This is a genomic window from Peribacillus sp. V2I11, assembly GCF_030817135.1.
GTDB classification, from domain to species: Bacteria; Bacillota; Bacilli; order Bacillales; family DSM-1321; genus Peribacillus; species Peribacillus simplex.
In genome coordinates this window covers 3,410,538-3,423,910 of the sequence record NZ_JAUSYW010000001.1, presented here as the reverse complement: position 1 = coordinate 3,423,910, position 13,373 = coordinate 3,410,538, and the positions used below count along the sequence as shown (strand labels likewise).

Sequence of the window (13,373 nt, the reverse complement as noted above, 5' to 3'; positions counted from 1 at the left end):
AGGTTCCAGTAGGATGAACGTAAACTTGAAATAATCTAAAAATTGAAAGCGCTGACAATCAAACGACTATCATAGGAGGAAACACGATGTCAACAATCCATATGAATCATAACGTACGTATTGAGAAAGATTTCTTAGGATCAAAACAAGTACCAGCGTATGCATACTATGGTATCCAAACATTGCGTGCAGTCGAAAACTTTCCGATTACAGGCTATCGCATTCATGAAGAATTGATTAAAGCGTTGGCTATCGTGAAAAAAGCGGCGGCTTTGGCAAATATGGATACTAAACGTTTGTACGATGGTCTTGGTAAAATGATCATTCAGGCAGCAGACGAAGTAATCGAAGGCAAATGGCATGATCACTTCATCGTGGATCCCATCCAGGGCGGTGCAGGTACATCCATGAATATGAACGCAAACGAAGTCATTGCGAACCGTGCACTCGAATTGCTTGGAAAAGAGAAAGGGGACTATGTTCAATTAAGTCCAAATAGCCATGTGAACATGTCACAATCAACAAACGATGTGTTCCCGAGTTCGATTCATATCGCCACTCTTATTTCACTCGAAAAATTGTTAAATACGATGGAATATATGCTTACTATCTTCAGGAAAAAGGCCCAACAATTTGACCATGTGATTAAAATGGGACGGACACATCTTCAAGACGCAGTGCCCATTCGTCTTGGTCAAGAGTTTGAAGCATATGGCCGTGTAATAGAGCGTGATATTAAACGCATTCAACGATCACGTCAGCATTTATATGAAATAAATATGGGTGCAACAGCGGTGGGAACAGGATTAAATGCAGACCCTCGCTACATCGAAAGTGTGGTTGAACATTTGGCGGATATTAGCGGGCTTCCGCTTGTTGGGGCGGAGCATCTTGTTGATGCGACACAAAATACAGATGCTTATACAGAAGTCTCTGCTGCATTGAAAATATGTATGATGAATATGTCCAAAATCGCGAACGACCTTCGTTTAATGGCCTCAGGTCCCCGTGCGGGCCTTGCGGAAATCAACTTGCCGGCTCGTCAGCCAGGTTCATCCATCATGCCGGGAAAAGTCAACCCGGTCATGCCTGAAATGATCAATCAAGTAGCGTTCCAGGTTATTGGCAATGACCATACCATTTGCCTGGCATCTGAGGCGGGTCAGCTTGAATTGAACGTGATGGAACCTGTGCTTGTGTTCAATTTGCTTCAATCCATCAGCATTATGAACAATGCATTCCGTGCCTTTACGGACTACTGTCTTGTAGATATCGAGGCAAACGAAGACCGTCTAAAAGAGAATGTGGAAAAAAGCGTAGGGATTATCACTGCTGTTAATCCGCATATTGGATACGAAGTGGCAGCGCGTATCGCACGGGAAGCCATTTTAAAAGGAAAATCAGTACGTGAACTATGCCTGCAGTATGATGTGTTAACAGAGGAAGAGCTTGATCTTATTTTAAATCCTTACGAGATGACAAACCCAGGTATTGCTGGGGCTGAGCTGTTTGATAGATCGTAATTTCCGATTTTGATGGAATGGCAGATGTGGTTGATGAATAACAAAAGTCTGTGGAATCGATATAAAAGCCCTCCTTTATAGAGAGGGCTTTTTTTTTGCAGGATGAGTAAAAATATTGAATAATGCGAAATCAAAAAATGGATAGCCCCAAATAAGGCTATCCAGCGTAATTCATAAATGCCATCTAAAAAATCACTTTACCTTTACACCAGCTTTAATCAAGGTAGGCGGAGTTTCCCCCTGTAATCCGGCTACAAGGTTGGTTGCGGCCAGCATCGCCATTTTCAGGCGGGTTTCATATGTTGCGGAGCCGATATGAGGCAAAGTGACGACATTCTTCATGGAAAGCAGTGGGTTGTCTTCCTTTACGGGCTCCTGTACAAAGACATCCAGTCCTGCCGCATGAATTTCACCAGTTTCAAGCGCAGTGATCAAGGCTTCTTCATCCACTGTTTTCCCTCTTGAACAATTGATGAAAATGGCGGTCTCTTTCATGAGCTTGAATTCTTTTTCCCCCATCATCCTTTCAGTTTGGGGAGTGAGCGGTGTCATCAAGCAGACAAAATCAGATTGCTTTAACAGATCTTCCAGAGAACAGTATGCAGCTCCATACTTTTGTTCCTCTTCTTCATTTCTAGATCTGTTGTGATATAAGATGTTCATATCGAATCCGAAACGGGCCCTTTTTGAAACGGCAGAGCCGATTCCGCCCATACCGATAATGCCTAATACTTTATGGTGGACGTCCAACCCAAACGATTTTTCTCCGATATTCGATGTCCATTGCCCTGACTTTACCATTTGATCCAACTCTGGCATTCTTCTCGCTGTGGACAGCATCAAGCCCATAATCGTATCGGCTACCGTCTCGTTCAATACCTCAGGAGTGTTCGTAGCCATGATTCCTCGATTGGACAATTCGGTTACATCCAAATTGTCGTAACCAACCGATGAATTACAGACGATTTTTAATTGCGGTGCTTGATCCAGTAAAGTTTTATCCACTTTTAATCCTGAACCTAATATACCTTGTGCGTTCTTCAGCTCTTGAAGGAATTCAGGGTAATTTTGTGAGTCAAGACCCTCAAAATAAACGACCTCACAAGCCTCTTTAATATAATCCAACACTTCTTGATCCACTTTCTTATAGACGATTACTTTCGGTTTCATCACTGATGCCTCACTTCCAATAAAGTAGGACCCCATCGGGATCGAATGTCGACATAACCTTTATGTTTTGAAATACCTCTATCTATAATCTACCATTATTTCAAAAAAAGGTAGTAGCTAATTGAACCGCGGACCAAACAGCTAGAATGGAAGCTAAAGTTAAAACAATATTTTCGAACCAGTTGTTTTTATATTTTCCCATCAAGCTTTTTTGATTTGATAGCACCAGCATCCCAATTGCGATAACCGGAAAACCGATTATGTTTATTGCATTCACGCCGATTGTCAATGCAATGAAACCAGGCATGCCGGGAATCGACCAAATGATTGGGGTGACTAATACAAAAATCATAACCCATTTATACATTGGATCTTTTTCATATTTACCATTGTACTTTTCGCGTCGGTCTTTATTTATTACGTAAAAGGCATCTACTATCAATCTTGGAAAACCCGTTGACTTGCCTACTACACTCGCGAATAATACGCCAAATACCCCAAGATAGAAAATGTACCAGCCAAATGGCCCTAACGACATCTGTAATGCCATTGCCAAGTCATCAATCGTTTCCACATGGATTCCATTCGGTTTTAAAATCTCTGCACCAACAACCCAAATGGCCAAATTGATCACAATGCAAACTCCGATGGCAAACAGTAAGTCATTTCTTTGAACCTTTACATGACTCGGCTTAGTCCAGCCCTTTTCCCTCATGAAATATGGATGTACAAAGTTCGAAATCGATCCTGCCACTGCACCGATAATTGAAATCGCCACCAATAATGCCCCATGAACGCCAGTATCACTTGGAATGCTAAAACCGACAGTCCCCTTAATGATTTGCCCCACATCCGGTGTTGCTTGAACGGCCAGGAACAAGAAGGCAATGGTCAATAATGCCAAAAGCACTTTCATTACACTTTCAATTCTATTATAAATATTTCTGCCTATAAGCATAAAAACTAATCCCACAACTACCATTGAAGCTAGGAATGGCTGATTAACATGGAATAGGGTCGATAATACCTCTCCCGCTCCCTTAATCATATAGGCATTAAAAAGATGACCCATGATTAATGCATAACCAAACATGAAGTAACCGAAAAATGGATGAATACGTCCATAGCCTTCAAGAATGGTCAACCCCTCTGTGTTACAAAGCTGGAACCTAGCAATAATATTGACGATAAGAAAACGAAGTATTAAAGACAGAGCTAAAATCCACATTAAACTATATCCATAATCTGCACCGGCAACAGAAGAAGTCACCAGGTCCCCGGCTCCAAGCCACGTTAACACGGCAAGGATTCCCGGACCATAGGCGGTTTTAAATTTCGTGATGAAATTTGGTTTCTTACTTTCGATTTCAGGAACAATCACAGTGGATTCAGCTAGATTTGATTGATTTTCCAAGTTATTCACTCCATTCAAAAGAGTATGTATTCGCTTTCATTTGTTCTTGGCAAAAATACTTTGATAACTCTAAACATACAGAAATTGAAATTATGACATAAAGTTTACGCTGCAGTATGTTGTCATGCTTCCTGTTGAAGTGAATCAGCTTTTAAAAAGATCCCCTTTCGTTTGATTGAATGTTTTGACTATTTACAATTGAAATTGTAAGACAAATTAAAATGTAAGTCAATCATAATATTTTTAAGTTTCTTTAAAATCATTTCATTAAAAAACCTTGTGACCTATCGTACTAGCTGACAAATCAGAGGACCGGCGTTGTTGCAGATTAGAAAAAAAGTTGTACTGTTTATAAAAAGATGGACCGAAATGTCAATTTCGGTTTTTCTTATTGAACTAAAAGAGAAGCTGGAACTATTATGAAATTTAATGGTACGAAGATGTGGTGATGAATCACTGATAGCGAATCATAGTGCTGTCAAGGCAGGATTCGTTACTATATTAGGGATTAGTACGAGGTGCGAATAGATTAATGCCATCAGCAGATAATATAAGCGAAGGAGTGAAATATATGCCACAAGATAATGACATTGATCCATTTAATAATGCCGGGAACCTCGATACTGATAATCCTACTAATAATAATGATGACAACGATACAATTGACAGGCCTGTAATGATTGATGGTGGTTTGCACCCCGGATTTCAAAGAGAAGAACGTCCTAGGCCGAATGGCAATAGCCCAACAATAGAGGGAGTTGCAAACGTTAGAGAACGTTTTCCTTCGGACCATGAGAGACTTATGAGCAGAATCAATCTTGGTGATGCACTTATAAATCGAGAAAATACACATTTTGGACGGTTTGAAAGATAAAAAAGAAGATGAACCACGAGAAAAAAGCTAAAGACCTGTATAGGCTTTAGCTTCAGACTGTAGACAAACTCGATGAAAATCGAGTTTGTCTATTTTTATGGCTTGTACAATTTGGACGTTGATTTCCACTCCAGGCACTCGCTTTCCGCGGGCGGTCGGGGAGCCTCCTCGGCTTTCGCCTGCGGGGTCTCCCCTAGACGCGCTTTTCCCGCAGGAGTCTCGTACCTTCCGTTCCAATCAACTTTGTCTTACCTTTTAGATAGAACACTTTTGCCTGGAGTCATTTTTGTTTTAAAATAGAAGTATTAAAACTTGAGGTGATGAGGATGCTTTCTAAACATGATTCTATTTAGCGAGATCAACTGGAAATGATTACTTTAGATCAACTGGTGCCACCGAACCATTTGGTTCGTAAAATGGAGGCTGCCATTGACTTCACTTTCATTTATGACTTGGTGAAAGATATGTATTCAGAGGTAGGACGCCCAAGTATTGATCCAGTTATTTTAGTTAAACTGACTTTCATTCAATATACCTTCGGTATTCGTTCCATGCGTAAAACGATTGAAGAAGTTGAAACCAATATGGCTTACCGTTGGTTCTTAGGCTATGGTTTCCATGATAAAGTACCTCATTTCTCTACGTTCGGGAAAAATTATGAGCGACGCTTTAAAGATACAGACCTGTTTGAACAGATTTTCTATCGCATTTTAATGACAGCTGCTAATAAAAAGTTAATAAGTGCTGAACACGTTTTCGGGGATTCCACACATGTGAAAGCCAGTGCGAATAAACGGAAATTTGAAAAAAAAATCGTTCGTAAAGAAACACGAGCGTATCAAGGACGTCTTCAAGAAGAAATCAATCAAGATCGTGAAAACCATTGAAAAAAGCCTTTTCCACCAGATAAATTTGATAAAGAAGAGACCAAAGAGATTAAAGAAAGTACAACGGATTCTGAGAGTGGCTACTATGTGAAAGATGAACGAACAAAACAGTTTGCCTATTCATTCCACGCGGCCGCAAACCGCAACGGTTTTGTATTGGGAACGATTGTAACACCTGGAAATACACATGACAGTCAGATCTTAGAGCCACTAGTTGAACAAGTGATTGAGAAAGTTGGAAAACCGGAAGCCGTTGCCGCAGATGCAGCTTATAAAACACCAGCGATTACAAGCTACCTATTTAACAAAGAAATCATACCGGCTTTACCTTATACACGTCCTCGCACCAAAGAAGGATTTTTCCGCAAACAGGACTATGTATACGATGAACATTTTGATTGTTACCTTTGCCCTTCGGGCGAAACTTTAAAGTACTCAACAACAAATAAAGAGGGCTATCGCGAGTACAAATCGCCAAAACAAATTTGTACAACATGCTCATTTTTATCTCGGTGTACAGAAAGCAAAGACTGTCAAAAAGTGGTGACACGGCATATCTGGCAAACACATGTGGAAGAAGCAGATCATCTGCGTCATCATCAAGATGTAAAACCTATATATGCAAAACGTAAAGAAACGATTGAGCGTGTATTCGCAGATGCAAAAGAAAAGCATGGTATGCGTTGGACTACTTTAAGGGGACTTAAAAAATTGTCGATGCAGGCGATGCTTACTTTCGCTGCCATTAATTTAAAGAAGATGGCCAATTGGACATGGCGAGGTCCAAAAATGGCCTAACATAGTGGGCTCGTAGAGCCCCAATCTCTTAACTTTAGGCGAAAATTCAAAGGGAATTTCAAAAGGGGTTCAGAATTTTTTAATTCCGAACCCCTTTTGTCTACAAACTGAAGCTAAAGACCTGTATAGGCTTTAGCTTTTTATTAATTTTTCATATTTTTCCCCCTCGCTCCCTTTTGAAATTCATTAATCTTGGAATGGAATAAAAACATAAAAAAGACCGCTGGGTTCCAGGACACCAAACGGTCATGCTATAGAAGGTCCTCCGGTAAAGGCCATCAGTTATACAGAGAATACTCCACCATTTGCTACAAGGATCAAGGGTGGAGCATTGACAGGCTAGCATTACGCATGCCCGTTTATTTATGTGTAACAGAATTACACTATTATATCCCGCCTGTAACGCCGATTTCTTCACCAGTGATGGCTGCTGCACCTTCTGTAGCCAGGAATACGGCAGTTGCACCAATTTCTGATGCGAGAATACAAAAGACCGCCAATTTAGCGGTCCTTCTCTCATCTTATTAATCCTTCCCTTTCACCCTGTAATGGACCTCCCCCGGTTCTTTACAAAAGGTGATTCCGCTTCCCGGTTCGTAATAAAAGGTCTTTTTGCCTAATGAGCGTTCATGGAAGGTCGTATGCAGATAGGAAGCTTGGTCCCTTTTGAAGGCGAGCTGATTTTTGCTTAAGTTTACAGGAAGGCAATGTCCATAGTTTGTGTGGACAAGCGTTTCTTTTTCGTTCATTTCCTCTAAGTCACGAATGTGGATGTAGGAAAACCAAACTCCTCCTCTTTTCCGGAATGAGCGTGAGGAGAACCAGACCATTCCCAGCTGGGCATTTATGCAGACGGGCAGCCTGTATTTACCGCCCAGCACGGATTTGGCTGCTACAAGTCCGCCATCCAGGTCCAGCCCAAAGTGGTTTAATGTGTTATTCAGGATTTCCTGGCGCGGTTGGGCAACATGGAATGTATTCTCTCCTTCCACTACCGTAGTCATCTCTACACCATTGGCATCGTAACGCTCCATCATTCCTACCGTTTCCATATTCAATAAATAGTTTTTTCGTATCATCCTTCCATTCACTCCCCATTTCACTATTCCTTTTTATGGAGTATACTGGACATAGAGGCAGGTATACTCCTGCTCGCAAGCCCTTAGGTGATTGTCTGACCGGACGTACTCACCTAGGGGTTTTTGTTTTTGTTTTCGTCCGTCGTCACTTTCATTTCTTGATATGTCATACACCCCCTTGCGACCATTATCCTATTTTATGAATTTTTTGTAAAATCGACCTGACTTTACCTCTATCAAAATTCGTTCCCTTTTGTGACTAAATGACCTGTTTGGTTGGCTTACTCTTTACAAAATTTCACCAAAGGGCTATACTTTCCCATTTCCTTTTCAAATCTGCAACTCTTGATCGCTATTTTCTTGTTATTTTGTGTCCATTTAGAGAACAAACAGCCAAAAACCATCTAAAAGTGAACTGAAATGACATTTTTGTGAAGTTTTAAGACACGTCAAAAAAGTCTATCTGAATGATAGACTTTTTTGACGTGGTTATTCTGCCATTTTTATTTCAATGGCTAAATTCCGTAAATAATCCAATAAGGGCCGTACTTCCTCTGGAGCTGTTATGTCAGTAAACGAGAATGACTGCATCTTCTTTTCATCCGCTATATCCAGCTGGTATGAAAACGAGTCCGCTCCCTGAGCTTTAACTCCAGCCATTTTACTTTCGGCAGCATTAGGAAGGTCAGCTGTCTTCATTAAGTTCTGCAATTCCTCATTTTGCTTTTTCGACAATTCATCCGTATCGATCTGGAAATTCAAGTCGAGATTGGCAAATCCCCCTATACAGCTAAATTTGATATGCATGGTAGATGAAGCCTCCTATTCATGGAATAATGACTACTCAGGCAGTCCAACCGCTTTAAAAGCATTTTCTATTGTCCCGATGGCTGTTTGCGTAACTTCCCCGCTATCAACAAGTTTTTGCGCTGCTTTGATGACAATTTGCACGAATTGATTGAAATTTGCCGTTGCAAATAAATTCTGCATCGCATGGAACCAGATCAAAGCCGCCTTGTCCGTTCCGATCTCCATGGATACTAGATAAAAGGCCTTGTTTGGTATGCCGCTATTGATATGGACACCATGATTATCCCGTTCTCCTTTATAGAAGTTCTTCATATGATCAGGCTGAATATCTTTACCCATTAACTTATTGTCAAATGCAGTACCTGGTGCTTTCATCGAACGGAGTGCCTGCCCTTTCAGTGTCGGTCCCATTATATCAGCACCGATTAGCCAATCGGCATCTCCTGCAGTTTGCTTTAAGTGAAATTGTTTTATGGCAACTCCAAACACATCTGAAAGATGTTCGTTCAAAGCCCCGGACTGACCGTCATACTCCAATCCACTTGTGAACTGCGTAACCCCATGTGTAAGTTCGTGTCCAATTACATCGAGTGAATTGGCAAAATTGCTAAAGATGACCCCATCGCCGTCACCAAATACCATTTCATCTCCGTCCCAATAGGCATTCGTGAATTTATTCCCATAATGAACGTTCAGAATGAGATCCAGGCCTTGGTTATCAATTGAATTACGGTGCAAGACATTCTTGAAGTAGTCACGCACAACTCCGCTATAATCATATGCAGCGTTGACGACAGGATCTGCACTGGATCGATCTCCTTCTTTCCTTGCCTCATTCTCCCGTAGTTTCGTTCCTCCCCTGCAATCGTAAACATGGCGGGCAGATTCACCTTGACGTCCAGATCCTGTATCCGTTAAAGCGACAACACCGTCAATATCGTATTCTTTCAAAATTCTGCGCCTGCGCATTTGACGGCTTTTCGCTAAACTGATCCGTGCTTCTTCCACTTCATTTTGTGCCAAATTCTCAAGAATGTAGTTAGGTACGATGAAACACTGACATTTCAATTTGGAACACTCTCCTTTGTGCATATCCGTCACTCCTTCATGTTTTTTTACGATCTATTACCATTTCTTTTTTCAAGCTGTTTCTCTTAACACGTTTGTCTTCAGCATCCTTCAAGTTCTTTTGCAGTTTTATTTCATGTCGTGATCTTGATGCTATCTTCAACACATTCTATTGATTACTTTCGCCGCACTTCCCTCATTTCCCTCCATTCCTTCCTACTCTACAACTTTCCCTGCAAGTTCACTCCTTAGTTACAGTTGTTCTACTAAGTCGATATGACCATTTCATCTTTAACAAATACAACCTTCCTTTTTTTATATAAGTTTCATATTTTTCTCACAATTTTCTTTTATCATCTATATAGGTGAATTTAATAGCACTACTTGGAGGTCCTGTATAAATGGAAACTAAACAACCGAACACCTCTCTGTATAGAACTGTATGGAGATGGCATTTTTACGCTGGAATTATTTTTGCACCCTTACTTATCATTCTGGCAGTTACTGGCTCAATCTATTTATTTAAGCCGCAGATTGAACAAGTGCTTTATCAAGACTACCAAGGGGTAACACCGCAAGGAGATAAATTACCAGCATCCCAGCAGATTGAGAAAGTGAAGAAACTATACCCTGATGCAGTAGTGACAAAATATCATCCCGGAGAAAATGCCTCCCGTTCAAGCGAAGTGAGCATTACTGCTAATAATGAGTCTCTTACCATTTTTATAGACCCCTATACAGGTAAATCTATTGGAGAGTTAAATGATGAAGACAGAATTATGGATAAAATCGAGGAAATTCATGGTGAACTGATGGCTGGCACCCTGGGAGATAGAATTGTAGAGTTATCTGCGTGTTGGGCAGTTGTGTTAATTGTCTCTGGTCTTTATTTATGGTATCCAAAAAATAAGCTAAGTCTTTCTGGTGTTCTTTTTCCAAGATTAAATAAAGGTAAAAATACTTTCAGAAAAGATTTACATGCAGTACCTGCCTTTTGGATATCAGCAGGAATGCTATTTTTAATTATGACAGGTTTGCCTTGGTCTGGTTTTTGGGGAAGTAATTTTCAATCGGCAGCAACCAATTCCGGATCTGGGTATCCTCCTTCCATATGGACTGGAAGTGCTCCAGCATCCTTAATTAAAACAAAAGACATTGCAGATGTTCCTTGGGCAGCAGAAAATTTAGATGTACCAATCTCAGATATTCAAGGCTTTATCCCACTTTCCATTGATGATGTGATCACGATAGCGAATCGCGAGGGTATGCATCCAAGTTATAGCATTAATATTCCACAAGAAACGGATGGCGTTTATACATTGTCAGCTTTTCCACCGAAAGCACAAGATGAAGCGACTATACATATTGACCAATATTCCGGTGCAGTTCTAGCTGATTATCGTTATGATCATTACGGTTTAATCGGAAAAATAGTTGCTTGGGGAATTACCTTGCATAAAGGGACTCAATTTGGTTTGATTAACCAAATAATCAGCCTTCTTATTTGTTTAGGAATTATGCTTGTTGCATTTAGTGGTTTTTATTTATGGTGGAAGCGAAAGCCGAAAAAAGGATTAGGTGCACCAAAAGCTCCTCCTATAAAGAACATGAAATTCTTTCTTTTTCTGTTAATAGGTCTAGGAATTTTGTTTCCTTTGGTTGGTTTATCACTTATTGTTGTTTGGCTAATTGATTGGTTAATTATTAAAAGAATATCTCCAGTCAAGCAGTTTTTGAATGCATAATTCGAAATGTAAAGGGTGGCTTTTGCCGTGAAAAAATATATGTATTTCTTTAATCTTTATTTTCAGCCTATTGCTAAGTGCTTGTTCACTTGAAAAGGATGTCACTACTCTATACAAAGAAGAGACACCACTTGAAGCGGAAATAATTATACCAGCATCCTTTTCAGCTAAAATACAGGAGACCATGAAGGTTGTTCTTACTCAAGGTGGCAAAAAGGTTGAAAACGCAGATTTTGTTCATTTTGAGATATGGAAACAAGATGGCTCTCTCAAATATAGTATGGAACAAGCTGAGGAAGAGGGAAACGGTACTTATACTTTAAGTAAAAACTTTGATAGTGATGGCCTATACTATATAAAAGTACATGCGAGTAACGATGGTTCAATCATTATGCCTATAAAACAGTTTATCGTAGGAAAACTGTCTGAAAGTGAATTGAGATTCTTGCAAAGAGGGTACCAAAAACAAGAAGAAAACCATGAACATCATCATTAATAAATATATTTGAAATCCGGTCTTCAATTGAAGACCGGGTTTTTTATGTATGTTTGTTTACCAAGTTTTTTGCTGGATATTTTTATGGATCGGAGAGAATGCATTTACAGGCAGGGATGTAATACTTCACCTTTGTTTATTGGATTATTCTGCTCTTGCTGCATATACTGGATTGTTCCTTTAAATAAGGAAGCTTCCTCAGAACATAAACCACCTTTAAGGGAGGGCATAGCAATGGTAACTTCACAGGGAACTGCTTCAATTAGCTTTCCATTCCCATCTGTATGGGGTATCCACTCTTCAATAGCTGGCAGAACGATGATTTGGGGCACACTTACCATTAACTCCATTACAGATAACAGGGTGGTTGGTACGGTTAATTTTCGTGGTACACCCATCCCGATTAATGGATTTTGGAATGAAAGCACCAAACAAATCTCATTTGATTCACCTTATGCCACATTCTCTGGCAACTTAACCATAATTGATGATCTCCAGATCAGGATTCGACATTTCATTCTACAAGGACGGTTTCTTATGAAACCTCCCTCTCTACAAGCAGGTGAGTCTGGATCGTGGATTGCCACTACCGATATAGCTCTGAATGAATATCCTGTTAGCGGTAATGCCTATTCCACGCAATTACCTCCTGTTGGAGCTTTTTTAACTACGAATATCCTTCATCAGCATCAGAATTTTTGGGGAAGAACAATATAGGTTCATCCATTTGTGTAGAAAAGGTGTTTAATAAGGAATCGTCTCTGTATTTCATAGGGACGATTCTTTTACTTAGAGGAGTTGGGGTGCCTTCTGAATAAAGAAAGGTGCCATTTTGCCTATCTCACTAAGTAGATATATATGAGATAGTGATTTTGGTAGATAACTTTTGAATCAATCAACTCAAAATGAGTACAGATGGAATATAGATTGACAGCATTTTCCCTGTACTTCATACTATTGTAGTAACGGAAGTGACAGAATATTTAGTGAATTAGGAGGATGAAACTATGAAACCAGCAGTAATGACCATGGATTTACAATTATCAGCAGATGTTCTCAGGGAAAATGATTGTATAAGTTTAATACATGCAATAGCAGAAAAGGATATTCAAGTGGCTCAAATGCTTGATGTATTAATATTTGAGGATAAATGGGAGGATGGCATATGACTAAGCTCAGAATCCTTTTAACCATTCCAATATTGCTATATGGAATTTACATATTCGTTGCCATTCAAAACGATAAGAATATTCCACTTTATTTGCATCTTCTATTTGCAATCTACTTGATGTTGTTTGTACATTATGAAGAAAAAACGGAGGTGAAACCATGACAGATTTTTATCTTGGAGAATTTCGATGCTAAGCAAATCGTGATGAAAAAAGTTTTGACTTCAACTGAATGTATCAAGCTGCGTGGCATAACCCATGCCAGGCTGAGTTCGTTGTAATCCCTAGGTTCTCAACACGTGAGTCCGTTTAATATGGTCCACAATAAGTGGCTTGTTTT

Annotated in this window: 12 protein-coding genes and 1 pseudogene; 8 read left to right on the top strand and 5 right to left on the bottom strand. The window is 39.9% G+C overall.

All coding sequences use genetic code 11. The features are described from left to right. The first annotated feature begins 101 nt into the window (after positions 1–101). Positions 102–1,523, top strand: a complete 1,422-nt coding sequence (aspA, locus tag QFZ73_RS16715) for an aspartate ammonia-lyase (protein ID WP_307272847.1) — start codon at positions 102–104, stop codon at positions 1,521–1,523. A gap of 192 nt (positions 1,524–1,715) precedes the next feature. Here aspA and QFZ73_RS16710 read toward each other — a convergent pair whose 3' ends face one another. Together QFZ73_RS16710 and QFZ73_RS16705 are read right to left on the bottom strand one after the other, a co-directional pair. Further along, complete coding sequence (locus tag QFZ73_RS16710; protein ID WP_307268369.1) at positions 1,716–2,693, bottom strand: 2-hydroxyacid dehydrogenase; 978 nt, start codon at positions 2,691–2,693, stop codon at positions 1,716–1,718. Positions 2,694–2,793: 100 nt separating this feature from the next. Further along, entirely contained in the window at positions 2,794–4,116 is a 1,323-nt protein-coding gene (locus QFZ73_RS16705; RefSeq protein WP_307268367.1) for an Nramp family divalent metal transporter, read from the bottom strand. Between the two features lie 562 nt (positions 4,117–4,678). Here QFZ73_RS16705 and QFZ73_RS16700 point away from each other — a divergent pair. Beyond that, on the top strand, positions 4,679–4,981 hold the full coding sequence (locus tag QFZ73_RS16700; protein ID WP_307268364.1) for a hypothetical protein: 303 nt from the start codon (positions 4,679–4,681) through the stop codon (positions 4,979–4,981). Positions 4,982–5,349: 368 nt separating this feature from the next. Next, positions 5,350–6,666 (top strand): annotated as a pseudogene (locus QFZ73_RS16695) (IS1182 family transposase). Positions 6,667–7,190: 524 nt separating this feature from the next. Here QFZ73_RS16695 and QFZ73_RS16690 read toward each other — a convergent pair. From QFZ73_RS16690 to QFZ73_RS16680, 3 genes are all read right to left on the bottom strand, one after another. After that, a complete protein-coding gene (locus QFZ73_RS16690) occupies positions 7,191–7,745 on the bottom strand; it encodes a competence protein ComK (protein ID WP_307268361.1) in 555 nt (184 codons plus the stop codon). A gap of 489 nt (positions 7,746–8,234) precedes the next feature. Then, entirely contained in the window at positions 8,235–8,552 is a 318-nt protein-coding gene (locus QFZ73_RS16685; protein ID WP_251437178.1) for a protealysin inhibitor emfourin, read from the bottom strand. A 33-nt stretch (positions 8,553–8,585) separates the two neighbouring features. Next, positions 8,586–9,647 carry a M4 family metallopeptidase gene (locus QFZ73_RS16680; protein ID WP_307268356.1) on the bottom strand — a complete coding sequence of 354 codons (1,062 nt, stop codon included), beginning with the start codon at positions 9,645–9,647 and terminating at the stop codon, positions 8,586–8,588. Positions 9,648–10,024: 377 nt separating this feature from the next. Between QFZ73_RS16680 and QFZ73_RS16675 the strand changes: the two genes are divergently transcribed. The 5 genes from QFZ73_RS16675 to QFZ73_RS16655 all read left to right on the top strand — a co-directional run bounded on the left by QFZ73_RS16675 (position 10,025) and on the right by QFZ73_RS16655 (position 13,197). Then, on the top strand, positions 10,025–11,368 hold the full coding sequence (locus QFZ73_RS16675) for a PepSY-associated TM helix domain-containing protein (RefSeq protein WP_307268352.1): 1,344 nt from the start codon (positions 10,025–10,027) through the stop codon (positions 11,366–11,368). A 70-nt stretch (positions 11,369–11,438) separates the two neighbouring features. Continuing rightward, positions 11,439–11,864, top strand: a complete 426-nt coding sequence (locus tag QFZ73_RS16670; protein ID WP_307268349.1) for a FixH family protein — start codon at positions 11,439–11,441, stop codon at positions 11,862–11,864. Between the two features lie 234 nt (positions 11,865–12,098). Then, positions 12,099–12,581 (top strand): hypothetical protein, encoded by a 483-nt coding sequence (locus QFZ73_RS16665; RefSeq protein WP_307268346.1) that lies wholly within the window; start codon positions 12,099–12,101, stop codon positions 12,579–12,581. A 290-nt stretch (positions 12,582–12,871) separates the two neighbouring features. Next, positions 12,872–13,033, top strand: a complete 162-nt coding sequence (locus QFZ73_RS16660; protein ID WP_307268343.1) for a hypothetical protein — start codon at positions 12,872–12,874, stop codon at positions 13,031–13,033. Next, positions 13,030–13,197 carry a hypothetical protein gene (locus tag QFZ73_RS16655; protein ID WP_179890993.1) on the top strand — a complete coding sequence of 56 codons (168 nt, stop codon included), beginning with the start codon at positions 13,030–13,032 and terminating at the stop codon, positions 13,195–13,197. The genes QFZ73_RS16660 and QFZ73_RS16655 overlap by 4 nt, the downstream gene beginning before the upstream one ends. The last annotated feature ends 176 nt before the right edge of the window (positions 13,198–13,373 follow it).